Source organism: Actinokineospora sp. PR83 (assembly GCF_021056305.1).
In the GTDB taxonomy this organism is placed as follows: Bacteria; Actinomycetota; Actinomycetes; order Mycobacteriales; family Pseudonocardiaceae; genus Actinokineospora; species Actinokineospora spheciospongiae.
The window spans coordinates 1-25503 of record NZ_JAJCXD010000131.1; the positions used below are offsets into that span (position 1 = coordinate 1).

20 protein-coding genes, 1 other RNA gene and 1 pseudogene are annotated in these 25503 nt (G+C 73.0%); 7 read left to right on the top strand and 15 right to left on the bottom strand.

Translation table 11 applies throughout. The annotated features are described in order from the left end of the window. On the top strand, nt 1-473 hold a 473-nt coding region (locus tag L6E12_RS33025), incomplete at its 5' end, for a GNAT family N-acetyltransferase (protein ID WP_236231848.1). A gap of 449 nt (nt 474-922) precedes the next feature. On the opposite strand, the gene L6E12_RS33030 is transcribed toward L6E12_RS33025, so the two are convergent. Further along, nucleotides 923-2524 (bottom strand): alpha/beta hydrolase, encoded by a 1602-nt coding sequence (locus L6E12_RS33030; protein ID WP_236231849.1) that lies wholly within the window; start codon nt 2522-2524, stop codon nt 923-925. A 59-nt stretch (nt 2525-2583) separates the two neighbouring features. Then, complete coding sequence (locus tag L6E12_RS33035) at nt 2584-4146, bottom strand: alpha/beta hydrolase (protein ID WP_236231866.1); 1563 nt, start codon at nt 4144-4146, stop codon at nt 2584-2586. A 138-nt stretch (nt 4147-4284) separates the two neighbouring features. Between L6E12_RS33035 and secA2 the strand changes: the two genes are divergently transcribed. Both secA2 and L6E12_RS33045 read left to right on the top strand, forming a co-directional pair. Then, the gene (gene secA2, locus L6E12_RS33040) at nt 4285-6621 is read left to right on the top strand and encodes an accessory Sec system translocase SecA2 (protein WP_236231850.1); all 2337 of its coding nucleotides are present in this window, start codon (nt 4285-4287) and stop codon (nt 6619-6621) included. 144 nt (nt 6622-6765) lie between these two features. Next, nucleotides 6766-8505 carry an NAD+ synthase gene (locus L6E12_RS33045; protein WP_236231851.1) on the top strand — a complete coding sequence of 580 codons (1740 nt, stop codon included), beginning with the start codon at nt 6766-6768 and terminating at the stop codon, nt 8503-8505. Between the two features lie 371 nt (nt 8506-8876). Here the strand turns inward: L6E12_RS33045 and L6E12_RS33050 are convergent, their stop codons facing one another. Then, nucleotides 8877-9962, bottom strand: a complete 1086-nt coding sequence (locus L6E12_RS33050; protein WP_236231852.1) for a M48 family metallopeptidase — start codon at nt 9960-9962, stop codon at nt 8877-8879. A 183-nt stretch (nt 9963-10145) separates the two neighbouring features. Between L6E12_RS33050 and panB the strand changes: the two genes are divergently transcribed. Continuing rightward, a complete protein-coding gene (gene panB / locus L6E12_RS33055) occupies nt 10146-11009 on the top strand; it encodes a 3-methyl-2-oxobutanoate hydroxymethyltransferase (protein ID WP_236231853.1) in 864 nt (287 codons plus the stop codon). Nucleotides 11010-11100: 91 nt separating this feature from the next. Further along, complete coding sequence (gene pip, locus L6E12_RS33060) at nt 11101-12051, top strand: prolyl aminopeptidase (protein ID WP_236231854.1); 951 nt, start codon at nt 11101-11103, stop codon at nt 12049-12051. Between the two features lie 93 nt (nt 12052-12144). On the opposite strand, the gene L6E12_RS33065 is transcribed toward pip, so the two are convergent. From L6E12_RS33065 to rnpB, 12 genes are all read right to left on the bottom strand, one after another. Next, nucleotides 12145-12906: a helical backbone metal receptor gene (locus L6E12_RS33065; RefSeq protein WP_236231855.1), complete on the bottom strand. Its 762-nt coding sequence runs from the start codon at nt 12904-12906 to the stop codon at nt 12145-12147. A gap of 1 nt (nt 12907) precedes the next feature. Beyond that, a complete protein-coding gene (npdG, locus tag L6E12_RS33070) occupies nt 12908-13576 on the bottom strand; it encodes an NADPH-dependent F420 reductase (RefSeq protein WP_236231856.1) in 669 nt (222 codons plus the stop codon). 25 nt (nt 13577-13601) lie between these two features. Continuing rightward, entirely contained in the window at nt 13602-14975 is a 1374-nt protein-coding gene (locus tag L6E12_RS33075; protein WP_236231857.1) for an RNB domain-containing ribonuclease, read from the bottom strand. A gap of 88 nt (nt 14976-15063) precedes the next feature. After that, entirely contained in the window at nt 15064-15264 is a 201-nt protein-coding gene (locus L6E12_RS33080) for a hypothetical protein (protein WP_236231858.1), read from the bottom strand. 176 nt (nt 15265-15440) lie between these two features. Further along, complete coding sequence (locus L6E12_RS33085) at nt 15441-15887, bottom strand: hypothetical protein (RefSeq protein WP_035278831.1); 447 nt, start codon at nt 15885-15887, stop codon at nt 15441-15443. A 9-nt stretch (nt 15888-15896) separates the two neighbouring features. Continuing rightward, a complete protein-coding gene (locus L6E12_RS33090) occupies nt 15897-16901 on the bottom strand; it encodes a C40 family peptidase (protein ID WP_236231859.1) in 1005 nt (334 codons plus the stop codon). Between the two features lie 3 nt (nt 16902-16904). Further along, entirely contained in the window at nt 16905-17522 is a 618-nt protein-coding gene (locus L6E12_RS33095; RefSeq protein WP_236231860.1) for a hypothetical protein, read from the bottom strand. A 3-nt stretch (nt 17523-17525) separates the two neighbouring features. Further along, a complete protein-coding gene (locus L6E12_RS33100; RefSeq protein WP_236231861.1) occupies nt 17526-19544 on the bottom strand; it encodes a magnesium transporter in 2019 nt (672 codons plus the stop codon). 103 nt (nt 19545-19647) lie between these two features. Next, the gene (locus tag L6E12_RS33105) at nt 19648-22623 is read right to left on the bottom strand and encodes an ATP-binding protein (protein WP_374201988.1); all 2976 of its coding nucleotides are present in this window, start codon (nt 22621-22623) and stop codon (nt 19648-19650) included. Beyond that, nucleotides 22607-23215, bottom strand: coding sequence for a hypothetical protein (locus L6E12_RS35840; RefSeq protein ID WP_374201989.1), 609 nt, complete (start codon nt 23213-23215; stop codon nt 22607-22609). The genes L6E12_RS33105 and L6E12_RS35840 overlap by 17 nt, the downstream gene beginning before the upstream one ends. A gap of 22 nt (nt 23216-23237) precedes the next feature. Then, on the bottom strand, nt 23238-23522 hold the full coding sequence (locus tag L6E12_RS33115) for a hypothetical protein (protein ID WP_236231862.1): 285 nt from the start codon (nt 23520-23522) through the stop codon (nt 23238-23240). 374 nt (nt 23523-23896) lie between these two features. After that, an RNA gene (gene rnpB / locus L6E12_RS33120) (RNase P RNA component class A) lies at nt 23897-24297 on the bottom strand. 216 nt (nt 24298-24513) lie between these two features. Between rnpB and L6E12_RS33125 the strand changes: the two genes are divergently transcribed. Beyond that, entirely contained in the window at nt 24514-25089 is a 576-nt protein-coding gene (locus L6E12_RS33125; RefSeq protein WP_308075426.1) for an NAD(P)H-dependent oxidoreductase, read from the top strand. 79 nt (nt 25090-25168) lie between these two features. Next, nucleotides 25169-25503, top strand: a pseudogene (locus L6E12_RS33130) (arsenic transporter); the annotation flags it as partial.

A 25503-nucleotide genomic window follows, 5' to 3' on the forward strand; every position in this document is an offset into this window, starting at 1 on the left:
AGCGGATCGTGACCATGGTGCACGACGGCCCGCTGCCCGAGGGGGACCGCGCGCTGGTCGAGGCGGTCGACTTCGAGGACCTGCGGCCGTGGCTGATCCGGGACTGGCGGGCCGACTTCCCCGACGACCCGGACCACGAGATCGAGCAGTTGGCCGACCGGGTGCGGCTCTACGAGCGCGGGGCCGAGGTGACCTTCCTGGCGGTGCGCGGGCGCGGTGGGCGGGTGCTGGCCCGGGGTGAGCTGTACCGGCGGGACGGGGTGGCGCAGTTCGAGAACCTGATCACCCTGCCGGACAGCCGGGGGCGCGGGTACGGGCGGGCCCTGGTCGCCGAGGCGCTGCACCGCTCGGCCGACGACGACGTGCGCTACCTGATCGCCGAGGCCACCGGGTGGCCCCGGCGCTGGTACCGGCGCCTCGGGTACGTCGACCGGGCCGAGGTGCACGTCTTCCAGCGGACGCCCGACAGCTAAGCGTTGTCGGGCGAGCCGGGATTGTGGTGGTGCCTGGCTGGGTGGATGCGCTTGGCCGGGGCCTCTACGGCGATCATGCGCCCAGTGTGACCGAGTGGGGCTGAAGAGATGCCCCACAGCCCAAGCAGGCTTGCACATGATCGCCACCCCCGGCCAAACACATCCACCCATCCGGGCAGTCGGTTGCCGGGCCGCCCGTTGCGAGGGGGGCCGGTTGGCGGCTGCGCCGATGGGGTTCGTGGTGGCTGTTAGCCGGGCCGACGGTTGGCGGGGTGGCCGGTTGTCGCTGCGCCGTTGGAGTTCGCGGTGGCTGTTAGCCGGGTCAGCGGTTGGTGGGGCGGTCGGCTGGCCACCCACAAACCACCCACCCGACCATCTGCTTGGCCGGGTCGGCGGTTTGTGGGTGGCTGTGAGGACTGGTCTCACTCCAGGCCCGGTCGGGGGGTGGGTCAGGGGGTGCAGGTGGTGCCCGGGGCGGGAAGGGTGCCGTTGACCAGGTATGCCGCTCCGATGGTGTCGACGCACGTGTTGCCCTGCAGGAACACCGTGTGCTGGGTGGCGGAGAACGTCAGCAGCGTCGCCCTGAGGTCTTCGGCGAGGTTGACCCCGGCCAGGTACGGGGTGGCGGGGTCGCCGCTGGTGGAGATGACCAGGAGGGGTGGGATGCCGTCGACCCGGGGTTTGTGGGGGGCTGCGGTGGCGGGGGCGGGCCAGAACGCGCAGGGGTCGAGGGCGGGGAGGACGGGTTGGGCGGCAGCGAGGAAGGTGCCCTTGGTTCCCTCGACCGCCGGGAGGAGGGCGGCGCGGTCGGTGACGCGCTCGTCGTCCACGCAGCGGACGGCGGTCAGGGCGTCGGTGGCGCCGCTGTAGTCGCCGTCGGGTTGGCGGCCGTAGTTGCTGTCGGCGATCTCCAGCAGGGCGGCGCCGTCGCCCGCGTCCAGGGCGTCGATGGCGTCGCTGAGGGGTTGCCAGGTCAGTGGGGAGTAGAGGCTGGCGGTGATGGCCCGGGTGGCGTCCAGGCCGGTGATCCGCCGGTCGCCCACCGTCACCGGGGACGCCTGGACGCGCTCGACGAGGGCCATCAGGGTCTTGCGGTCCCGCACGGTGCAGGTGCCCGTGTCCCGGCACCAGATCAGGAACGCGTCCAGGGCCTGGTCGAAGCCCTGGTACTGGCCGATGACCTGGTCGACCACGCCGCGCTCGGGGTCCACGGCGCCGTCGAGGACCATCGCCCGGACGTTGCCGGGGAACGCCTCCGCGTACGCGGTGCCCAGGCGGGTGCCGTAGGAGTAGCCGACGTAGGTCAGCTTCGGTTCGCCGAGCGCGGACCGCAGGACGTCCATGTCCCTGGCGACCTCGCGGGTGCCGATGTTGCCCAAGACCTCGGCACCGCCGCTGCGCTCGGCGCACTTGGCCGCGTAGTCCCGCGACCGCGCCTCGTACTCGGCCACGTCGGTCACCGGTGGCGCCGACCGCAGGGCGTCGGTCTCCGCGGCGGTCAGGCAGACGACGTCGGGGCCGCTGGCCCCGACCCCGCGCGGGTCGAACCCGACCAGGTCGAACCGGTCGGTGACCTCGGCGCCCTTGTTGCGGGCACCCAGGCCCGCGGCGGCCTCCATGCCCGAGGCGCCGGGGCCGCCGGGGTTGAGCACCAGCGCCCCGATCCGCTGGTCGGGTCTGGCGGCCTGCCTGCGCAGCACGCCCAGTTCGACCGCCCGCCCCTGCGGCTGGGCGTAGTCCAGCGGCACGGTCAGCGTCGCGCACTGGAGGGTGCGCTTGCCGAACACGCCCCTGGCGACGTCGTTCGTGCCGAACGGGCGGCAGTCGCGCCAGGTCAGCGGTTGGGCGTAGAAGCGGTCGAGCCCGGCCGGGACGGGCCCCACCGGGCCGCGCTGTTCCACGCTCCCCGGCACGGCGGTTCCGGGGACGGTCGTGGTGCAGGCGCCGGTGAGCAGCAGCGCGAGCACGACCGGGAGCAGGCGGCGCACCGGAGCGGGGTGGCCCCCGGTCGGGGCGGGCCCGCGCACGGCGGACCGGGGAACGACTGGCATGACCAGCACTTCGCTCTCGACCCGCCCGGTGTGACAGACGGGAAGGTCACACCGGGCGGTCAGCCGGAGCAGCGCTTGCCCTCCTCGGGCAGCACCAGGTCGGTCAGGTAGGCCGAGCCCGCGTCGTCCACGCAGGCGACGCCCTGGAGGAAGGCGGTGTGCTGGGTGGCCTCGTAGGTGAGGAGGCCGCCGCCGAGGGCCTTGGCGAGGTTGACGCCCGCCTCGTACGGGGTGGCCGGGTCGCCGGTGGTGGAGACGACCAGGATCGGCGGGATGCCCTCGACCCGGGGCAGGTGCGGTTCGCCGGTGTTGGGGACCGGCCAGTAGGCGCAGGCGTCGAGGGAGGCCGTGGGCGGGTTGCCGTCGTCGAGGAAGGGGGCGGCGGCCTTGTAGCGGCGCTGGGCCTCCAGGATGACGTTCGGGTCGGTCACCCGGGGGTCGTCCACACAGCGGACGGCGGTGAACGCGTCCTGGGTGGTCGAGTAGCGGCCGTCTTTGCCGCGTTCCTCGTAGGAGTCGGCGAGCAGCATCAGGATGCGGCCCTTGTTCTGCTTGACCTCGTTGAGGCCGGTGTTGAGCGGCTCCCACAACTGCTCGGAGTACAGGGCCTGGACGACCCCGGTGGTGGCGTCGCCGTAGGAGAGCTTGCGGCCGTCGGCCAGGTCGACCGGGCGGGTGCCGAGGGGGCGGATCAGCTGCTGGAAGTTGGTCTGGGCCTGCTTGGCGTCGCGGCCGAGGGAGCAGTCCTGGCGCTGCACGCACCAGGCGACGAAGTCGGTGAAGGCCTTCTGGAAGCCCTCGCCCTGGGCGACGAGTTCGCTGACCGCGTCCTGCTCCGGGTCGAGGGCGCCGTCGAGGACCATGGCCCGGACGTTGCGCGGGAAGCTCTCGGCGTAGACCGTGCCGATGCGGGTGCCGTAGGAGTAGCCCAGGTAGGTCAGCTTCTCGTCGCCGAGGGCGGAGCGCAGGACGTCGATGTCGCGGGCGACGTCGCGGGTGCCGACGTTGGCCAGCATCGCCGCGCCCTTGCCGGTGCGCTCGGCGCACTTCGCGGCGAACTCCTTCTGCTCCGCGTCCTGCCTGGCGACCCCGGCGGGCGAGGTGTCCAGTTCGTCGTCCTCGGCGCGCTCGGCGTCGCGCTCCCGGTCGGTCAGGCAGCTGACCGTGGGTTCGCTGGAGCCGACGCCGCGCGGGTCGAAGCCGACGAAGTCGAAGCGCTTGTTCAGCTCGCCGACCTCGGAGAGCCGGGCCGCCGCCGACAGGCCCGCCGCGCCCGGCCCGCCCGGGTTCACCACGAGCGAACCGATCCGCCGGTCGGGTTCGGTGGCGGTTTTGCGCAGGACGCCGATCGTGATCGTGTCGCCGTCGGGCTTGCCGTAGTCCAGCGGCACGGTCAGGTGCGCGCACCGCAGGCCCTTTTTGCCCAACTGCTCTTTGTCGTTGTCCGTTTTGGCGTAGTCGGCGCAGTCCTCCCAGGTCAGCGCTTGACCGTAGAAGGCGGAAAGCCCGTCGGGCACGGCGCCGGTCGGGCCTTTACGCTCGGTCTCCTGGACGGGCGCACCGGGGTTCGACGTGCAGGCGGCGAGCACCAGGGTCGACAGGGCGGTACCGATCAGGGCCATCGTCGGGCTGCGCACCCGCCCGATCCTGCCACCCGGACGCGGAACTCACCTGCCGTGGTCCACCGTTAGGTGGCAGGGTCGAGAATTGCGTCACTGTTCGAGCGGGTTGTTCGGCGGAGCGAAGGGGTGGCCGGAGTCGTGGCTGCGTTTCTGACACGGGTCAAGAGCGGGTTCCAGCGACTGCTGGAGCGGCCGTCGACGGTCGACCTGAAGAAGTACAAGGACCTGCTGACCTCGGTGCAGTGGCGGGAGGAGAAGGTCGCCGACCTGTCCGACGAGGAGCTGACCGCCGCGGCCACCGCGCTGCGGGAGCGCAAGGCGCTGGACCAGCAGGCCCAGGTCGAGCTGTGCGTGCTGGGCCGCGAGGCGGCGCGGCGGGCGCTGGAGCAGCGCCCCTACGACATGCAGCTCGTCGGCGCGCTGGAGCTGCTGCAGGGCCGGGTCGTGGAGATGGGCACCGGTGAGGGCAAGACGCTCGCGGGTGCGCTGGCCGCCGCCGGGTACGCCGTGCAGGGCCGGTCGGTGCACGTCATGTCGGTCAACGACTACCTGGCCCGGCGCGACGCGGAGTGGATGCGGCCGGTGTACGAGCTGCTCGGGGTGTCCGTGGGCTGGGTGGACCAGGAGTCCTCCCCGGAGGAGCGCCGCGCCGCCTACGCCTGCGACGTCACCTACGGGGCGGTCAGCGAGATCGGCTTCGACGTGCTGCGCGACCGCCTGTGCACCTCCGTGGCGGACCTGGTGCACCGCGAACCGGACGTGGCGCTGATCGACGAGGCCGACTCGGTGCTGGTCGACGAGGCCAGGGTGCCGCTGGTCATGGCCGGTTCCACCGACGACGCCCAGGCCGACCCCGAGGTGGCCGCGATCGTGCGCACGCTGCGCCCCGGCCAGCACTACGAGCGCGACGAGGACAACCGCAACGCCTGGCTGACCAGCCGCGGCGCGAAGCTCGTGGAGAAGGCCCTCGGCGACATCGACCTGTACTCCGGCGACCACAGCGACCGCCTCGCCGCGGTCAACGCCGCCCTGCACGCCCAAGCCCTGCTCACCCGCGACGTCGACTACATCGTCCGCGACGGCAAGGTCCACCTGATCAACACCTCCCGGGGCCGGATCGCCCTGCTGCAGCGCTGGCCGGACGGGTTGCAGGCCGCGGTGGAGGCCAAGGAGCGGCTCAAGCCGACCGAGAGCGGCGAGGTGCTGGACTCGATCTCGGTGCAGGGCCTCATCGGCCGCTACCGGCGGGTGTGCGGGATGACCGGCACGGCGCAGGCGGTGGCCGAGCAGTTGCGCGAGTTCTACGACCTCAAGGTGTCGGTGATCCCGCCGAACAAGCCGTGCGTGCGCGTCGACGCCCCCGACCGGGTGTTCGCCACCGTCGAGCAGAAGGAGGCGGCGCTGATCGCGGAGATCGTCGAGACGCACGAGACCGGTCGCCCCATCCTGGTCGGCACCCTGGACGTGGCCGAGTCCGAGCGGATCGCCTCCCTGCTGGCCGAGGCGGGGGTGACCGCGGTCGTGCTCAACGCCAAGAACGACGCCGAGGAGGCCGCGATCGTCGCCGACGCGGGCGCGCACGCGGCGGTGACGGTGTCCACGCAGATGGCCGGTCGCGGCACCGACATCCGCTTGGGCGGCGCGGGGGGTTCGGAGGCCGACCACGACAAGGTGGCCGAGCTGGGCGGGCTGTACGTGATGAGCTGCGGGCACTACGGCAGCAGCAGGCTCGACAACCAGCTCCGCGGCCGCTCCGGCCGCCAGGGCGACCCGGGCGGGTCGGTCGTCTACTGCAGCCTGGCCGACGAGCTGGTCGTCCAGTTCGCCCCGGAGGCCACCGCGGGCTCGGAGCCGGACGACGACGGGCGGCTGGAGGACTCGACGTCGGCGCGGTTCATCGAGCACGCGCAGAAGGTCGCCGAGGGCGTCAACCTCGACATCCACCGCAACACCTGGCGCTACACCCGCCTGGTCGAGCGCCAGCGCGGCCTGGTCCTGGCCTACCGCGACGACGTGCTGCGCACCGACCTGGCCGCCAAGCAGCTGGCCGAGCAGGCCCCGGACCGGTGGGCGGAACTCGTCGAGGAGCACACCGCGGAGGTCATGGAGAAGGTGGCCCGGCAGATCACCCTGCACCACCTCGACCAGCGCTGGTCGCAGCACCTGGCGTTCCTCGGCGACGTCCGCGAGACGATCCACCTGCGCGCCCTGGCCCGCGAGACCCCGATCGACGAGTTCCACCGGGTCGCCATCGGCGAGTTCCGCGGCATCATGAAGGAGATCAGCACCCTCGCCGCGGAGTCCCTGGAGTCGGTGTCGATCACCGAGGACGGCGCCGACCTGGCCGCGGCGGGCCTGTCGCGCCCCACCTCCACGTGGACGTACATGGTCCACGACAACCCGTTCGACTCCGAGGCCGAGCAGGCCCTGCAACGCGTGCGCGCCTCGATCCGCAAGGTCAAGACGGGCCGGTAGCGCCGGGGAGACCACTGGGGACCGTCCTCAGTGGTCCGGCTCGGCTGGTCGGGTCGCGGCCGCGCGGGCGTGCCATCATCGGGGCGCCACTGATGCCGGTCACATTTTCGCCTGTGGGGCGAAAACATGATGGAGGATGACCCCATGCCGCAGCTCCGCATCGCGCTCGCGCAGGTCAACCCCACCGTGGGGGACCTGGCGGGGAACTCAGCCACCGTCGTCGAGTGGACCCGCAAGGCCGCCGAGGCGGGGGCGCACCTCGTCGTCTTCCCGGAGATGGTGCTGACCGGGTACCCGGTGGAGGACCTGGCGCTGCGCAAGTCCTTCGCCGCCGCGTCCAAGAAGGCGCTGACCGACCTGGCGGTGGAGCTGGCCGACGCCGGGTGCGGGGACGTCGCGGCGTTCGTGGGCTACCTGGACCTCGACGAGGTGGGGCCGCGCAACGCCGCCGCCGTCCTGCACCGGGGCGAGGTCGTGGCGAAGCAGTTCAAGCACCACCTGCCCAACTACGGGGTGTTCGACGAGCGGCGGTACTTCCGGTCCGGGCACGCGCTGGAGATCGTGCGGGTGCGCGGGCTGGAGGTGGGCATGGTCATCTGCGAGGACATCTGGCAGGAGGGCGGCCCGATCTCCGCCCTCGGGCAGGCCGGGGTGGACCTGGTGGTGTCGCCGAACGCCTCCCCGTACGAGCGGGCCAAGGACGACGCCCGGCTGCCGCTGGTGGCCCGGCGGGCGGCGGAGGCCGACGCCCCGCTGGTGTACGTCAACCAGGTCGGCGGGCAGGACGACCTGGTGTTCGACGGGGACTCGATGGTGGTCGACGTCCGGGGGAACCTGGTGACGCGGGCACCGCAGTTCGTCGAGCACCTGTCCGTCGTGGACCTGGACCTGCCCGGGAACGCGGCCAGGGTGGACCGGGACACCGTCGACGACTTCACCGTGCGGCGGGTGGTGCTGTCCACCGAGCCGGTCCCGGCGTACGAGCCGCTGCCCGCGCCCGGGGTCGCCGAGCCGCTGCCCGAGGAGGCGGAGGTGTGGGCCGCCCTGGTCACCGGGCTGCGCGACTACGTCCGCAAGAACGGCTTCCGGTCGGTGGTGCTGGGCCTGTCCGGGGGCATCGACTCCGCCGTGGTGGCCGCCCTGTCGGCCGACGCGGTGGGCGCGGCCTCGGTGTACGGGGTGTCGATGCCGTCGGTGTACTCCTCGGACCACTCGAAGTCCGACGCGGCGGACCTGGCGGAGCGGATCGGCCTGCACTACCAGGTGCAGGCGATCGAACCGATGGTCGCCGCGTTCGTCGACCAGCTAGGGCTGACCGGGTTGGCCGAGGAGAACGTGCAGGCCCGCTGCCGGGGCGTCACCCTGATGGGCCTGTCGAACGAGCACGGCCACCTGGTCCTCGCCACCGGCAACAAGACCGAACTGGCGGTCGGCTACTCCACCATCTACGGCGACGCCGTGGGCGGGTTCGCCCCGATCAAGGACGTCCCGAAGACCCTGGTGTGGGCCCTGGCCCGCTGGCGCAACGCCGAGGCGGAGAAGCGCGGCGAGACCCCGCCCATCCCGGAGAACTCGATCAGCAAGCCCCCCTCCGCCGAACTGCGCCCCGGCCAGGTCGACAGCGACTCCCTCCCGGACTACGACCTCCTCGACGCCGTCCTGGACGACTACGTCGAGGGCGACAGCGGCTACGACGACCTGGTGGCCGCGGGCTTCGAACCACCCCTGATCGACAAGGTCCTGCGCCTGGTCGACCGCGCCGAGTACAAGCGGCGCCAGTACCCGCCGGGCACCAAGATCAGCTTCAAGGCCTTCGGCCGCGACCGCCGCCTCCCCATCACCAACGCCTTCCGCGAGGGCAGGCCGGTCGCCCCCCAACCGTGAGCCACAGCGCAGGCCACCCCAAACCCCACCTGCGCAACGAAATCAGCCACCCCACCAACCGCCGGCCCGGCGGCCGGCCACGCCGAACCCCACCCTGCGCAGCCGGCGACCACCCCGAAAACCGCCGGCCCGGCTACGCCAATGCCCGGGTGGGTGGATGTGCTTGGGTGGGGGTAGCGATCATGTGCAAGCCTGCTTGGGCTGTGGGGCATCTTTTCGCCCCACTCGGTCACACTGGGCGCATGATCGCTGTAGGGGCCCCGCCCAAGCGGATCCACCCACCCGGGCACCACCACCAAACGACCGGCCCTTGAGCCGACAGCACACGGCGGAGTCCCAGCGAGACGGATCGCCGAGCACCAGCGCGAAACTCAACCGCGAAGGTCATCCGCCAACCGCTTGAGCAACGGCCTGATCTCCGCGTCGAGGTCCCCCGCCAGCACCAGCGCAGGCTCACGACACGGCCGCTCGCCAAGAGCACTGATCCGCAGGAACGTGGGCGGATGGGTCGCGTCAACCCGATGCGGCCCCTCCAGCACCTCAGCAGCAGGCCGAGCAGCCAACCAAGCACGCTGAGCGGCCCAGATGTCCGACTCCCCCCGGTTGAGAGCCGTCCGCAGCGCGTCGACAGCAGGTTCACCGAGTTCGACCTTGGCCAGCAGCGACGTCACCGCCCGGGTGCCCGCCAGCCGGGCGGAGAGGTCGTCGGCGTAGTACTCCGCGCGTTGCCCCGAGCGCGCGAGCAGGCGTTCCTGCACCGCCAGCACCCCCAGGACCGGCAGCGACACGACCGACAGGACCAGCGCGGACAGGAACCCCAGCACCGGACCCATGTCGTCGGGGCTCACCCGCATGGCGCCGTGCAGTTCGCGCAGGCTGCCCACGGAGGAGCCGACGAGCAGGCCGCGCCGGGTGTCGCCGTTGACGCCGTGGGCGAGTTCGTGGCCGAGCAGGGCCAGCCGCTCCCCCTGGTCCAGCAGGTTCCACAGCGGGTGGCCGAGCAGCAGCACCGGCCGCCGGAGGGGGCCGACCGCCGTGTACCCGGCGTTGAAGTCCGCGGTGAGCACGATCCGCCACACCGGGCGACCGCCGAGGGCCTCGGCCACTTGGTCGGTGGCCGCGAACAGGGTCGGCGCGGACTCGCGGTCCAGGACGTGCGCCAGCGGTGGGACCCGGCCCAGCCGGGGTCGCATGAGGACGGCGAGGCCGAGCAGGACCGCCGCGGTGGCGACCTGGAAGACACCGATCCCGCGCACCGCGACCAGGGCCACCGCCGACACGGCCAAGGCCAGCGTGAACAGGTGCACCAGCCCCGCCACCGCCGCCGCCGACCACGCCGCGACCGTGCGGTGCGGGCGGGTCGGCGCACCGGCCACGACCTCGCGGTACAGCCCGGCCGAGACCCGCTCGGCGAAACGCGCGCGCAGACCGTCCGGTCCGCCTCCCCAGGTGATCACGACCGGGAATCGACGAGGACCTCGCGCGTGTTTCACCGCCGCGGCGGCGCGCACCCGCTGTGAGGTGGGCGACACGCACTCGTCAGCCGGGGGGCGCGGTGTCACCCTGAGCGGGTAATGCCATCCGCGCGAACCCGGGGACCTGCGCCGAAGCAGGCCACGAGGGAAGGACGGTCGACAGCGATGTCCGAGAACACTGAGGTCGCGGCCCCGTACGGGACCGGCACCGCACCGCGAGGGGCACAGCCCGCGAAGCGGGTCCGGATCCACCACCTGCGGGAGCTCAAGCAGCGCGGCGAGCCGTGGCCCATGCTCACCGCCTACGACATGTACACCGCCGAGCTGTTCGACGAGGCGGGCATCCCCGTCCTGCTCGTCGGCGACTCGGCCGCCAACAACGTCTACGGGTACGAGACCTCCCTGCCGGTCACCGTCGACGAGCTGATCCCCCTGGTGCGGGCGGTCACCCGGTCGGCGAAGCGGGCGCTGGTGGTCGCCGACCTGCCGTTCGGCTCCTACCAGGTCTCCGTGGAGCAGGCGGTGGCCACGGCGGTGCGGTTCATGAAGGAGGGCGGCGCGCACGCGGTGAAGCTGGAGGGCGGCGCGGCGTTCGCCCCGCACGTCCGGGCCATCACCACCGCGGGCATCCCGGTCATGGGGCACATCGGCTTCACCCCGCAGAGCGAGCACAACCTGGGCGGCTACCGCGTCCAGGGCCGGGGCGAGAACGGGGACTCCGTGGTCGCCGACGCGGTGGCGCTGCAGGCGGCCGGGGCGTTCGCCGTGGTGATGGAGATGGTCCCGGCCGAGGTCGCCAAGCGGGTCACGCACGAGCTGGACGTGCCCACCGTCGGCATCGGCGCCGGGCCGGACTGCGACGGCCAGGTGCTGGTGTGGCAGGACATGCTGGGCCTGCGCCGGGCCAAGGCGCCGCGGTTCGTCAAGCGGTACGCGGACCTGGCGGGTGTGGTGCTGGGCGCCGCCGAGCGGTTCGCCGCCGACGTGCGCGGCGGGGAGTTCCCCGGCCCGGAGCACGCCTTCCACTGATCCCGGTGCCGCGGTCCCGGTTCCCCGGGGCCGCGGTCCGGTTCGCGACTTGTCCGCCCCGGTGCCCGGGCGGGTAGGGCAGCATGTCCCCATGCCTGCCGCCCTGTACCCCGCCATCGAGCCGCACGACCACGGGATGCTGGACGTGGGTGACGGGCACCGGGTGTACTGGGAGGTCAGCGGCAACCCGGCGGGCAAGCCCGCGGTCGTGCTGCACGGCGGTCCCGGCGCCGGGACGAACCCGGTGCAGCGGCGGCACTTCGACCCCACCGCCTACCGGATCGTGCTGTTCGACCAGCGCGGCTCCGGGCGCAGCACCCCGCACGTCGCCGACCCGGGCGCGGACCTGTCGGCGAACACGCTGTGGCACCTCGTGGCGGACGTGGAGCGGTTGCGCGCGCACCTGGGCGTCGAGCGGTGGCTGCTGTTCGGCGGGTCGTGGGGCTGCACGCTGGCGGTGGCCTACGCGGAGCAGTTCCCGGAGCGGGTCAGCGAGATCATCCTGCGCGGGGTGTTCCTGCTGCGGCCCCGGGAACTGGACTGGCTGTACCGGGGCGGGGCGGGCGCGCTGTTCCCGGAGGCGTGGGCGAAGTTCCGGTCCCTGGTCCCCACCGGGGTGGACCCGCTGGTGGCCTACCACGACATGGTGTTCGGGCCGGACGAGGCGACGCGCACAGCGGCGGCCACGGCGTGGAGCAACTGGGAGGGCTCGACGGTCTCGCTGCTGCCCGCCCCGGGGTTGATCGCGCAGTACGCCGAGCCCCGGTTCGCGGTGGCGTTCGCCCGGATCGCCCTGCACTACTTCGCGCACCGGGGGTGGCTGGCCGACGACCAGCTCTTGGCGGAGGCGGGGAAGCTGGCGGGCATCCCGGGGCGGTTGATCCAGGGCCGGTACGACGTGGTGTGCCCGCCGGTGACGGCGTGGGAGCTGCGGCAGGCGTGGCCGGACTCGCGGTTGGCGGTGCTGCCCGGGGCGGGGCACGCCACCTCGGACCCCGGGGTGCTGGACATGCTGCGGGAGGCCACGGACGAGTTCCGCTGACGCGGGGGTGTGGACGACTCGGGGCGGCTGCGGCGTTCTTGTCAGTGGTGCGTGCTGGGGTTGATTCGGGCTGCTCTGGCGGGGTGCGCCTGCTCAGGGGGTGCGCAGGGCTCGGGTGATGGCCTCGTCCAGGTGGTGGCGGGCTTCGACGAGGGAGGGGCCGTACCAGGTGAGGTGGCGGCCGATGACGAGGACCGGCGTCTTGCCGGGGAAGAAGCCGGGGCCGTCGGTGGGGGTGAACTCGTAGGGCTCGTCGGGGAGGACCACCAGGTCGGCCGGGGCCGCGTTGAGGTCTTCCAGCGGTGGGCGCGGGTAGCGGTCGGGGTGCTCGGCGAAGGCGTTGCGGACGCCGAGGCGGTGCAGGACGTCGCCCGCGAAGGTGTCGCGGCCGAGGACCACCCAGGGTTTGCGCCAGACCGGGGTGACGGCCGTGGCGCGGTGCGGGGTGACCCGCGCCCACACCCGTTCGGCGGTGGGCAGCCAGTCCGGGACCGGGACGCGCAGGGCTTCGGTGAACAGGCGCCGCGCGGAGGCCAGGGCCATGGGGACGGTGGTCGGGGCCTCGGTCACCCAGACGGGGGTGCCCGCGGCGCGGAGTTCGGCGACGTCCTCGGGGCGGTTCTCCTCGGAGTTGGCGATGACCAGGTCCGGGGCGAGGTCGAGCACCGCGGCGACCGCCGGGTACTTGGAGCCGCCGACCCGCCGGACGTCGAGGTCCGGCGGGTGGGTGCAGTAGTCGGTGGCGCCGACCAGGGCCCCGGTGGGCGCCAGGGCCTCGGTGAGCGAGGGGACCAGGCTGACCACCCGGCGGGGCGCGGCGGTCAGCGGGACCGGGGCGCCGAGGTCGTCGCGCACCTCAGATGTCGGTGATGCGCAGGCCCGCGTGGGCCTTGTAGCGGCGGTTGATGGCGATCAGGTTGGCGGTGAGCGCCTCGACCTGGTGGGCGTTGCGGAGCCTGCCGCCGTAGACGCCGCGGAAGCCGGGGATGGTGTCGGCGAGGGCGCGGACGACGTCGGTGGCCTCGCGGTCGTCGCCGAGGACGAGGACGTCCATGTCCAGGTCGGTGATCGACAGGTCGGCCAGGGAGACCGCGGAGACGTGGTGGAAGGCGGCCGTCACCCGGGAGTCGGGGAGGACCTGCTCGGCCTGCTGGGCGGCGCTGCCCTCCTCGACGGGCAGGGCGAACGGGCCCTGCTTGTCGAAGCCGAGCGGGTTGACGCAGTCGATGACGATCTTGCCGGCGAGTTCGTCGCGCAGCGAGACCAGCAGGTCGCGGTGGCCGTCCCAGGGCACCGCGACCAGCACCACGTCGGCGTCGGCGGCGCAGGCGGCGTTGTCCAGGCCGGTGATGTGCTCCACGCCCGCCTGCCCGCGCAGCTCGGCGGCGGCGGACTCGGCCCGGTCGGCGGCGCGGGAGCCGAGCACCACGGCGATGCCCGCCGCGGCCCAGCGCAGCGCCAGGCCCTTCCCCTGCGGTCCGGTACCGCCGAGCACACCGACCTTGAGCTTGCTGACCTCGGTCACGTCCACGTCCCTCCGCAGTTGTCCCTCAGACGGTAGCGACCCGCTCGAACGACACCCGCCGTCGGTCCCGGTCGGCCTCGGTCAGGCGCACCCGGATGGTCTCCCCCTCGGGCAGCCCCTCCCCCGCGCACTTGGCCAGCACCGGCGGGTCGGCGATGAACACCTCCGCCGAGGTCACCTCCGCCCGCAGCACCACCGCGTCGAACTCGGCGCCGACCCGGTCGCCGAGGACCCATGCCTCGACCTGGTCGAGGCAGGCCCGGTCGACCTTGGAGGCGAGCCCGTCGGAGGTCTCCATCTGCGCGGGCAGCCCGGGGAGGGCGGCCTTGACCCAGTCGGGGACCTCCTGGCCCGCGCAGGTGGCCAGGCAGATCTCGGTGGCGAACCGGTCCACCAGCCTGCGCAGCGGGGCCGTGACGTGCGCGTAGGCGGCGGCGACCCCGGCGTGGGTGGTCAGGGCCGGGGGTTCGCCGTCGAAGACGGTGTACCCGGCGCCGCGCAGCAACCGGGTGGCGTCCATGAACAGGGCCATGGCCTCGGGCCGCGCCGGGTCCAGGCCGCTGAGCAGCTCGGCGACGCCCACTCCCTCGGGCCAGTCGACGCCCAGGGCCTTCGCCGACCGCCGGAACCACTCGACCGCGCCGTCGTCGGGGTCGGGGAGGGTGCGCAGGACACCGATCCCGGCGTTGAGCATCATCTCCGCCGCGGCCATGCCGGTGAGCAGGGAGATCTCGGCGTTCCACGCGTCGACCTCGGTGCGGGGGCGCAGCGCCAGCCGCCAGCCGTCGCCGTCGGGTTCGACCTCCTGCTCGGGGAGCTGGAGTTCGACCGCGCCCCGCTTGATCGCGCTCGCGCGGCGGAGCCTGCCGATCTCGGGCAGCAGCTCGATGGCGGGGTGGCCGCGGTCGAGGGCGCTCTCGTAGTCCAACTGCGCGGTGGAGCGGACCAGCGCCCGCTCGACGTGGGCGCCGGTGGGTTCGCCGTCGGCGTCGAGGTCGATGGTCCACAGCGCGGCGGCGGTGTCCTGCCCGGGCAGCAGGCTCGCGGTGCCCTCGGACAGGACGGGCGGGTGCAGCGGCACCTTGCCGTCGGGCAGGTACAGGGTCTGGCCGCGGTGCCGGGCCTCGTGGTCCAGGGCGCCGTCGGGGTCGAGGAAGGCGCCGAGGTCGGCGATGGCGTAGTGGACGCGGTAGCCGGTGGCGGTGCGCTCCAGGGCCATGGCCTGGTCGAGGTCCTTGGCGCCGGGCGGGTCGATGGTGACGAACGGGATGCCGGTGGCGTCGCGCCGGTCGAACCGGGGGCCGCGCGCCACCGCCTCCTCGGCCTCGGCCACCGCGGCGGGCGGGTAGTGGTCGGGCAACGCGAAATCGGCTCGGACGGCTGCGAAGTCCTCATCCACCCCCGAACCCTAACCCTTGTGGGTGAGCGGGGCCACGCCGTCGCGGGCCCGGCGGTGGAGTGCACCACCGCCGGGACGCCTCCACCGGTCAGCCCTCGGAGCCCCAGTTCTTGTCGGCCTTGTCCGCCGCCTCGGTGCGCGCCCTGGCGGTCTCCAGGGCCCGCTCCGCGCTCGCGCGGTCGGGGTAGGGGCCGAGGCGGTCGATCGCCTTGCCGACCTCGCCGTGCTCCACCTGGTTGGTCTTGGTGTTGTAGTACCAGCCCGGGTCGGGGTTGTTGTCCTTTGTCATGCTGTCCACCTTGGTCGTGTTCGGGAAGTCTCGTTCGATGAGAGTCGTGATCGGGGTGGTTCCTGGCGGTGCGGGAGGAGGGCGCCGATACCGGGGTTGTATCGGTGTCCTCCTCCCGTGCCGTCAGGGGCCGCATCCGGCGCGGCTATCGCGGACACGGGCTTCCCGAACACGACCTAGCTCCAGCCGGGGGCCTGCTGCATGGGGATGCCGCGGGGCGGGGTGTCCTGGTTGGCGTTCTGGTGCTGCCCGGGGATCGGGTCCAGGCAGGAGACCAGCACCGTCTGGTTCTCCGGGTCCTCGATGCGCCTGCCGTTGCGCTCCCGGTAGACCAGGTCGCCGTCGACGTCGATCTCGACGAAGCAGCCGACCTCGGCCAGCTGGTCCTCGTCCAGGTCGACCAGGCGCTCCCGGCGGGACGGGACGACCCGGTACTCCGGCCAGCTCAGGTGGGCGTAGACCTGGTGGAACTCGTGCATCAGGTGGGCCATCTGCTGCTGCCAGGGCAGGGGCATGGCCTCCGCCAGCGAGCGGGGCAGGACCACGTACCCCTGGCTCACACCGGGTTTGCGCGACGACTCCAGGTAGTCGCGCAGGGGGTTCCGGGGATCGGGGTTGTACATGTCGACTCCTCACACACCGGGGCGGACGGCCTGGTTCACCAGCTCGCCCTCGGTGAACTTCACCGGTCGGATGTGGACCGGGACACCGGTCTGCTGGGCCTCGACGATCTTGCCGTCGCCCAGGTACATGGCGACGTGGTGGATGGTCCTGGGGTCGCTCTCGTCGGTGGCCCAGAACAGCAGGTCGCCGGGCTGGGCCTGTTCCAGCGGGAGCATGGCGCCCGCGTAGTACTGCTCGCGGGACGTGCGCGGAAGCTGGATGCCCGCGGCGCGGTAGGACTGGAGCATGAGGCTGGAGCAGTCGTAGGAGTTCTGCTGGTTGGTCGGCGCCCCCCACACGTACGGCTTGCCCTGCTGCCCCAGCGCCCACTGGATGGCGTTGCCCGCGGCGGCGGTGGGTGCGGGCAGCAGCGCGCCGACGCCCTGGCCGCAGCCGGTGAAGTTGGCGACCTGGCCGACGCTGCCGATCAGGTGGGCCGCCATGGCCTCCCACCGGTGGTAGCGGTCGGGGAAGGCCGAGCGCTCCACGTCCTGGGCGGAGTCGCCGGGGCGCTGGCCGTCCCAGCCGGGGACCTCCAGCAGGACGTCGTAGAACTTGTTCACCGCGTAGGTGGGGTTGGTGACCTCCTCGACCGTGCCCCAGCCCATCGACGGGCGCATCTGGAAGATGCCCTGGGAGTCGCGGTCGCCGTAGCGCAGGCTGCGCAGGCCGGACTCGGTCATGCCCGCCTGGATGGCCACCTGCCAGGCCAGCGGCGGCAGGCCGCGCTGCTTGCCGATGGACACGATCAGCGCCGCCGTGCCGCGCTGCTCGTCGGTCAGCCGGGCCGCGTCGCCCTCACCGGAACCGGCCGGGCCGGTGCTGGTCGGGCCCAGGCTGGCGTTGCAGGAGGCCAGCCGCACCTGGTTCGCGGCCTGCTCGGTCTGGTTGACGACCGTGTTGAGCACGCCGGTGCCCACGACCACGGCAACCACGGCCGCGGCGGCCGTGCCCGCGATCACCGTCCCCCGCATGGCTCAGCCCTCCTGCTGCTCGTAGTTGGCGACCCGCCAGCCCGCACCGGTGTCGATGACGGTCAGCTTCAGCGTGCCGCCGTCGGTGGGCACCTCGGCCTCGACCGACTTCGGGAACGACCGCACCGCCTTCGGTTCCCCGGTCAGCCTGCTCGCGGGGACGTTGGCCGGGTCGACCGACCGCATCACCGGCAGGTACTCCTCGGTGGTGTACGGGCGCAGGGCCTCGAGCCACTCCGCGTTGGTGATGCCGCTCGGGTGGGTGACCCACTTCTCGACCCACTTGCGCGCCGTCTCCAGCGCCTGCGGCGCCGGGGGCACCGAGGTGGGTGTGCCGGGCGGGGCGGTGATGCGGGTCTGGGTGATGGTCGCGGTGGGGCCGCCGGACCCCGGCAGCGGGGCCGGGGTGCCGGACGGGACCGCGGAGGCGGCCGCGGCGACCGGGTTCCTCGGGCCGGGCGCGCTCCTGGTGCCGATCACCCCGGGTGCCGCGGCGCCGATCGCCACCACCACGAGGGCCAGGGCGAACGCGGCCACCGCGAGGTGCTTGGGCGAGCGCAGCGGCCAGCCCCACAGCTTGCGGTAGACCGCGGCCCGGCCGCGGTTGGTGCGGATCGGCACGGGTCACCTCACCACCGTGTCGGTCCCGAGCGGACCGTCGTTGAGCGGCAGCCGCCGCGGCGGGCCGTCGGGGGCGACCTCCAGGCCGCGCGAGGGCCGGTAGACCACGTGCACGGGCCTGCCCTGGACCATCTCGACCTCGGCGGCCTTGGGCGCCGGGGTGAGCGCGGGGGCGGGCTCGACCGGTCCGAAGTCGTTCCCGGCGGTGACCATGGACGGGACGACCACCGAGTCCTCGCCGCGGTCCCAGCCGCGGTCGGCGACCGGGACGGTGTCGACGGTGCGGCTGCCCCCGCCGCCGAGCACGACCCGGGTGCCGGGGGTGCCGCGGCCGGGGCTGACGACCAGGTCGCCGGACTCCGCGCCGGCGGGGCCCAGCAGCGGCTGCGAGCCGCCGATGGCCGCCTGCCGGGCGCGGGTGTCCATCCGCTGCGCGGTGGCGGTGACCGGGTTGCTGGCCTCGGGCCGGGGCCTGCGCCCGCCGCCAGCGGGGACCAGCGCGTCGCGCTCGGCGGCCTCGCCGTCGCGGACGGTCTCCCAGAACTCGTCCTGCGGGGTGGGGCCGTCGTGCTTGCCGCGGCGGAAGCGGGAGAAGATCCCCGACCCGGCCGCGGGCATCGACGCCCCGGCCGCGCCGACGGAGAGCTCCAGCATCTGCCACATGCGCCGCATCGGGCGCCCGACCAGGAAGAACACCAGGGTGACCGCCGCGGCCAGCAGCATCTGCGTCAGCAGCGACAGCTTGGCTCCCGGGGAGAAGATCAGCTCCAGGAACTTGAAGTGCACCCCGGCCAGCATCGCCAGCACCAGCACGTTGAGCACCACCGCGCCGACAGCCCGGCCGACCTTGCGCAGGATGTCGTGGTGGATGAGCGCGACCAGGCCGATGATCGGCGCGGTCAGCGCCAGGATGCGCAGCAGCAACTGGGCCAGCAGCACCGCCAGCTTGGCGAAGAGCTGGAACAGCGAGTACACGATCGACTGGAACAGCGCCAGGATGCCCGCGCCGGTGCGGCTGCCGTCGGTGCCCTTGAAGTAGCCGGTGGCCGGGCCCAGCTCGGTGGCGATCTGCTTGTAGTCGGCCTTCTTGGCCTGCTCGGCGGCGTTGTCGGCGTCCTTGCCGGTGACCACGTCGTCGCGGGTCCACGCCTGCGCGGCGAGCAGCCGGGGGCCGTACTTCTCCGCCTGCGGGGAGTCCGGGGCGCCGAACTCGCCGCGCGCCCAGTTCTCGTAGACGACCTTGTTGTGCAGCTCGGTCGGCAGGACGTGCCGGACGACCCGGTCCTCCTGCGGGTCGACGAAGCCCGCCTGGATGCCGGTGGTGGTGCGCACGATCAGGTCGTCGACCCGGTCGTAGTTGCTCACCAGCACCGCCGAGGACGCCGCCAGCCACATGCCCGCCAGCGCGAACAGGGCGCGCTTGCTGACCGTGGCCAGGTCGCCCTTCCAGATCTGGCGGAACATCAGGATCGCCAGGACCAGCATGAAGATGCTGAACAGCTGGGTGTAGATGTTGTCGAACACGGCGTCGGCGGCCTTGCCGATCTGCTCGTTGAGCCCGCCGAGGACACCGCCGGTGAGCAGCGTGTAGTGCAGCGAGTTCGTGGCGCCGACGATGTTCTTCGCCACGTTGAACAGCTCGTTGCCGACCCAGGTGTCGATGGTGGCGCCGGGGTCGCTGACGCCCGCGGGCACCAGGCCGCCGCAGGACTCGTCGTAGACGTGCCAGACCATGCCCGCGTAGGCGTAGGTGATGTACGGGCTGCCCGCCTCGCCGTTGCCCTGCGGGGGGTCGAGCGCGCCGACCATGCCGGCGCCGGGGCGCTCCGGGTTGGGCACGCAGTCGTTGGCGTCCTGGGCCATCGCCGGGCTGCCGAGCAGCGCCTGGAACGCGACGATCCCGGTGACCAGCACCAGCGCGGCCTTGCGGCCGGGGTGCGCGGTGCGGCGGATGCCGGAGACGAGGACCCCGCGCAGCTTGACCAGCGCCGCCAGGGCGACCAACACCAGGACCGTGATCATCAGGCGTCCACCAACCCCAACGGACTCGGGTGACCGGGCACAAACTTGATCAAAATAGCCAATCGCCCCGGGTCGGCGACAGGCTTGTCCCCCTCTTGCGCGCTCACGCCGCGTCCTCGCGGCCGTGCTTCTTCTTCGGCTTGTCGCCGCCGCCCTGGTCACCGGCGTCGCCGTCGGTGCCGTTGTCGCCGACGACCAGGGTGCCCTCCAGGGCGCCCGCGTCGAGGTAGTCGTCCTCGGTGAGGCCCAGCTCGAACTCCGCCGCCCGCTCGAACTCCTCGTCGCTGGGCATGGTGGACCCGTCGACGGCGACGAAGTCGAACTCGCTGGGGATCTCCGGGGCGTGCGGCAGCGCGGCCTCGGGCAGCGCCGCGCGGGCGGCGGTGGAGTCGCGCTGGCCGTCCGGGGTGGTGTCCATGACCGCGCGCAGGTGGTCGAGGTGGTTGCCGGACAGGTCGATGCGGATGCGCTCCACCCCGCCCGCGCCGTCGCCGAAGATGAACTGCCGGGGGGCGGTGTCGCGCTCGGTGCCGCGCTGCCCGCCGGGGCGGCGGCCGAGACCGGCCACCACCTGCTCGTACCCGGCGCCCACCGGGACCTTGAGCAGGCGCAGCGCGTCGGCCTGGGCCTGGTCGTCGTCGAGGCGGCCGATGAAGACCGAGTCGAGCAGCGTCACGAAGCCCTGGATCTTGAGGAAGTCGGCCGGGATCTGGCTCGACAGCAGGACGCGCACGTTCCACTTGCGGGAGTCGCGGGCGAAGCGGTTCATCAGCACGCGGCCGGTGGGGACCTCGGAGAGGAAGAACGCCTCGTCGATCCACACGCCCTTGCGCATGTCCTTGGGCTTCTCGTAGATGGAGCGCTGGGTCAGCCAGGCGGCCAGGTTCAGCATCTCCACGCCGAGCGCCTCGGCGTCGGTCCAGTGCTCGCGGGCCACGCCGTCCTTGGGCAGGGTCAGGCCCGCCATGGTCAGCACGGTCATCCGGTCGTCGCGCTGCTCGTCGTAGGGGTCGGCGCCGCGCTCGGGGATGAGCAGCGACATCCGCTCCTTCATCTCGTCGAGGAAGTCGGCCACCACGATGGCGTGCTCGCGGTGCTCGCTGGCGTCGCGGCGCAGCGCGTCGAACACCAGGCTGGGGTCGGCGTCGGCCCGGCCGCCGACGGTGCGGACCGCGCGCAGCAGCACGATCCGGCTCTGCGGCAGCTTGGCCACCTCGTAGGGCAGCAGGCCGGAGAGCACGTCGAGGACCAGGCGGCGGCGGGTCGCGGCGGCCAGCGCCTTCTCCCGGCGCCAGGCGCGCTCGGGGTCCTCGTCGTCGAGGAAGTGGTCGAGCTTGGGCTCGGCCACCACCCGGTACGGGTTGAGGATGCCCGCCTGGGCGTTGAGCAGGTTGATCGGCCGCGCGTAGGGCCGCAGCTCGGGCAGGTCGCAGAGCCGGGCCAGCGGTCCGGACGGGTCGAGGATCGTCCAGTGCGCCCCGGCGCGCAGCGTCTTGTAGACGATGCCGCCGCCGAGGAAGGACTTGCCGCCGCCGAGCCCGGCGACCATGGCGGTCAGGCCGGAGGCGTCCCGGATCTCCTGGGCCATCCACGGGTCCCAGGCCACCGGGCGCCGGGTGGCGGTGCAGGTCTCGCCGAGCAGGATGCCGCGCCGGTCGCCGACCTCGGCGGTGGCGGTGGGCACGGCCGAGGCCGCCCAGATCACCGAGCCGCGGCGCAGGTAGGCGCTGGAGGCCAGCGGCTCGCCGGGGATGAACTCCCTGGCCAGCGCGTACTGCGCCTCGGGGTGCTCGATGGCGACCTTGGGCTTGTAGAGGTCGAGAAGCTGCTGGGCCAGCCGCAGCGAGTCGCGCTCGGTGGGGCCGGAGACGGCCAGCCGCCACCAGGAGCGGACCCGGGTGGCCAGGGCGGTGAAGCCCGAGGTCATCTCGTCGTCGATCTCCAGCACCCGGCTCGCCTGCCGGGCCAGCGACTGCGGCGGCTCCAGCTCGTGCTCGTCGGTGTAGTGCTTGACCTGCGAGCGGACCTTGTTCATCTGCCGCTGCAGCTCGCCCTGGACCTCCTCGGGGCGGCGCACGTAGATGCGCGCGGACCACTCGACCGAGGCCGGGAGCCGGTCGCTGCGCTGCACCCACGGGTCGTCGATCTCCGGGATGGTCAGGCCGTGCATCATGCCGACGGTCAGCACGGTGACGTGCCGGGTCACCCCGGCGTTGGACCCGGTGCGGCCGCGCACGGTGACCGTGGGCGCGTACGGGTCCTGGTGGAAGTCGGCGGCGTCGGTGAAGCTGGCCAGGTCCTCCGGCTCCCAGGCCGCGCCGGGCACCGCGGGCATGTTCCGCGGCGCGGGCAGCCCCAGCGAGCACGAGCGGTGCATCAGCCAGGACATCTCCTCGGCGGTGGCCGGGCGGCCCTCCAGGCCCGCGGAGCCCACGACCTGGTCGAGGTGCTCGACCTCGGACTCGATCGCCATCAGCTCGGCGTCGACGGCGTCCGGGAACACCTTGCGCAGCAGCGGCGCGGCCCGCTCCACGGCCCGGTCGACCACGTTGCGGGTCTGCACCTGCACGCCGAGGTAGACCTCCTTCTCGGCCATGGAGCGGCCCAGGAGCTGCTGCTGCTCGCCGACGAGGTAGTCGTCGAAGCTGAGCGCGCCGGGCACGTCCGGCAGCCGGTTCACCGCGTTGTGCACGTGCGCCTCGGCCCACATGCGGATCGGGTAGGGCCGGGTGGTGACGCGCAGGTGCATCCACCGGCCCGCCAGCTCCGCGTACTGGCCCGCGATGGCGGCGATGAGGTCCTGGCGCTGCGAGTCCGACCGGAACGACCAGCGCTGCGGGCCCAGCCGGTACCAGGCGAACACGTCGCCGCCGGTGCGCAGCAGGTGCCCGTCGATGGAGCGGGCGGCGATCTCCGGGGTGTAGCTGGGCAGGCCGCTCTCGCCGGGCAGCCGCTTGCCGCGCTTGCGCGCCTGCGCCTGCTCGTAGCGGCCCGGCTCCTGCCCCCGTCCTCGGTCCTGCGGATGTCCCGCCGGGTACGGAGCGAGTGCCTCCCGCTCGCCCTTACGGCGTCCGAACACCGCTGACCTCCCTGTTCCCGCGCTTGGCGCGGCTCCGGGCGCGGGCCTTCTCGGCGCGGCGCCTCTGCTTCTCCCGCTTCTTGTCGGCCCGCCCGTCCCGGGGGGCCGCCACGCGCCCGTCCCGGGTGGCCGCCGCCTGGGCGCCCCAGGGGACCGTCGTCCGCTCGTCCCGCGGGGCCGCCACCCGTTCGTCCCGGGGGGCCGCGCGCCTGCTCCGCTGCCGGTCGCGCCTGCGCGGGACCTCCGAGCGGATCCGCACGGCGGACGCGGTGACCGCTCCGCCCTGGCCGGTGGAGGTCTCCCTGGGGGCGGTCAGCTCGCGCACCCACATGGTCAGCACGGCGCCGAGCGGGCGCTCGTGGCTGATCCGGGAGCAGATGACCATGGTCAGCGCCACGGTGCCCACCATGCCCCAGGCGAAGGACCAGAACAGGCTGATGCCGAGGTTGCGCAGCACCGTCAGGAGAAGCAGGAACACGACCGTGCCCACGCCCCACGCCACGTACCTGGCACGCCACGGGAAGGTGGCCTTGGGCGGGCCGAGCCAGACGGCGTCGACGCGGTAGACCTCGTCGTCGGTGCGGATCCGCACGTCAGTTCACCGGAACCTTCGCTCAGCCGCCGGTGAACAGGCCGGCGATCCACCGACCGATGCCCTCGCCCGCGTTGGTGACCGCGAGCCCGACGATCGCCAGGGCGACGATCACGCCGCCGAGGCGTTTCATCACGCCCGCGTTGTCGCCCTTGCCGCCGCCGAGCCACAGCAGCAGCAGCGCGACGACGAGCAGCAGCAGGGGGATGACGTTGTCGAGGATCCACGTGCGCAGGCCACCGGTGTCGACTTTCGTCGATTCCTGCTGGGCCAGTTCCACGAGGGCGGAGAGGATGGGGGTGGTCATGTCGATCTCCCAAGTGCGCGGAAGCGGTTGTGTGATCGGGGGCGTGGTGCTCCTGCGCGGCAGGTCTCTGCTGTGCCCGTCGAGTACAGCACGAAAGGCACATGATTGTCATTACAAAGGGTAGCTACCGAGCAGCGTTCCGTAGGCTCAATCCACCCTCCTGGTGCCGTGCGCCTGATATCTGACCACACCCATCATCATCCGGGGAGGGCTGGTGACACCCCCGGAGGACCCGAAAATTCGGGCGATCATGAGGTTTCACCCGCTTGCGGGAGTCGCGCTCACAGCGAGTGTGGGAAGTCACAGCCCATTCTTCCGTCACTCTCAGGTGGAGTTACTCCGATCGGTGTACCACCGATCGGAGTAACCCGGTGCGGGCGAGCCGGCCTGTAAGCCGGATCCTGTACCGGGGCTCGCGCCCCGGTGGCGACCATCCATCTGGGCCTGCCGTCGCCGACAGGCTCGTGCGGCCTACCCGCAGACTCGGGCGGGCAGCCCTCGGGCGTCTGCGCAGGGGCCCCTCGCGGGACCCCCTCTTGGCCTTGCTCCGGGTGGGGTTTACCGAGCCACCCCGGTCACCCGGGGTGCTGGTGGTCTCTTACACCACCGTTTCACCCTTACCCGGCCGCTCGGGTCACCCCGACCGACCGGGCGGTCTGTTCTCTGTGGCACTTTCCCGCGGGTCACCCCGGGTTGCCGTTAGCAATCACCCTGCCCTGCGGAGTCCGGACTTTCCTCGACGGGGATCACCCGCCGCGGCCGCCCGGCCGACTCGCCGCGACGACGAGGATACGGCGTCCGCCCACCGGGCTCCACGTCCCATTCCGTGGACGGCGTTGAGGCCGGTCAGCGGGGCTGCTCTACTCGCGGTCATGTCCGGTGACCGCCTCCTCACCCGGCGCAGGCACGTGGACCTCCACCGCCTCGCCGGGGGCGTCTGTCCGCGCGGCCGAACCAGCGCCTGACAGCCACCTTCGTCGAGGAGACCACCGTGGGGACCATCGTCATCGTGTCCGGCAGCCCGTCCGCCACCGCGCGGCCCGGCATCGTCGTCACGCACACCGAGGCAGCGCTGCGGGCGGCCGGGCACACCGTGACCACCGTGCGGGTCCGCGACCTGCCCACGGTCGCCCTGCTCGCCGAGGACCGCCGCGACCCGCGGATCGGCGCGGCCTTGGCGGCGGTGCAGGCCGCGGACGGGCTGGTCGTGATCAGCCCGGTCTACCGGGCGGCCTACAGCGGCCTGGTGAAGTCCCTGCTCGACCTGCTGCCCAGCGGCGCGCTGGCGGGCACCGCGGTGCTGCCCCTGGCCACCGGCGGCACCCAGGGGCACCTGGTGGCCCTGGACTTCGTGCTCCGGCCGCTGCTGTTCGCCATGGGCGCCACCCGGGTCCTGCCCGGCCACTTCGTCCCCGACCGCATGATCACCCCGGAGGACGAGGGCGGCGTGGAGACGGGCACGATCCTCCCGCTGGCCGCCGCCGCCCTGACCGACGTGCTGATCTCGTTCACCGACTCCCTCCGCCGCTCCCGCACCACCCCCACCACGGCCACCCTCACCGGCTGACCAGCCGCGCTCCGCCCGCCGCGCCGGGCCGTTCCGGGGCCACCGCCGCGCCCGGCGGCGGGGCGGTTAGCGTCGCGCCGTGCTCAGTGGTGGGGTGGCGGCCTGCGTGGCCTTCGGGTTGCTGGCGGCGGTCCTGGCGTTCGCCGTCGGGCGGCCGAGGGGGTGGTCGGAGGCGGTGGCCGCGGTCCCCGCGGCCGGGATCGCGCTGGCGCTGGGGCTGGTCGAGCCGGGGGCGGCGTGGGCGCGGACCGCCGAACTGGGCGACACGGTGCTGTTCCTGGCGGCGGTGCTGCTGGTCTCGCACATGGCCGACGTCGACGGGGTGTTCGGGTGGGTGGGGGCCCGGGTGGGCAAGGCGTGCCGGGGCGAGCCGCGGCGGCTGCTGGGGCTGGCGTTCGGGGCGGCGGCGGTGAC

Coding starts and splice junctions, on each gene's coding strand:
- L6E12_RS33085 (WP_035278831.1), bottom strand. CDS start 15,887: ATGTACAACCCCGATCCCCGGAACCCCCTGCGCGACTACCTGGAGTCG.
- L6E12_RS33045 (WP_236231851.1), top strand. CDS start 6,766: ATGCCGCAGCTCCGCATCGCGCTCGCGCAGGTCAACCCCACCGTGGGG.
- panB (WP_236231853.1), top strand. CDS start 10,146: ATGTCCGAGAACACTGAGGTCGCGGCCCCGTACGGGACCGGCACCGCA.
- L6E12_RS33090 (WP_236231859.1), bottom strand. CDS start 16,901: ATGCGGGGGACGGTGATCGCGGGCACGGCCGCCGCGGCCGTGGTTGCC.
- L6E12_RS33030 (WP_236231849.1), bottom strand. CDS start 2,524: ATGCCAGTCGTTCCCCGGTCCGCCGTGCGCGGGCCCGCCCCGACCGGG.
- pip (WP_236231854.1), top strand. CDS start 11,101: ATGCCTGCCGCCCTGTACCCCGCCATCGAGCCGCACGACCACGGGATG.
- L6E12_RS33080 (WP_236231858.1), bottom strand. CDS start 15,264: ATGACAAAGGACAACAACCCCGACCCGGGCTGGTACTACAACACCAAG.
- L6E12_RS33115 (WP_236231862.1), bottom strand. CDS start 23,522: ATGACCACCCCCATCCTCTCCGCCCTCGTGGAACTGGCCCAGCAGGAA.
- L6E12_RS33100 (WP_236231861.1), bottom strand. CDS start 19,544: ATGATCACGGTCCTGGTGTTGGTCGCCCTGGCGGCGCTGGTCAAGCTG.
- L6E12_RS33035 (WP_236231866.1), bottom strand. CDS start 4,146: ATGGCCCTGATCGGTACCGCCCTGTCGACCCTGGTGCTCGCCGCCTGC.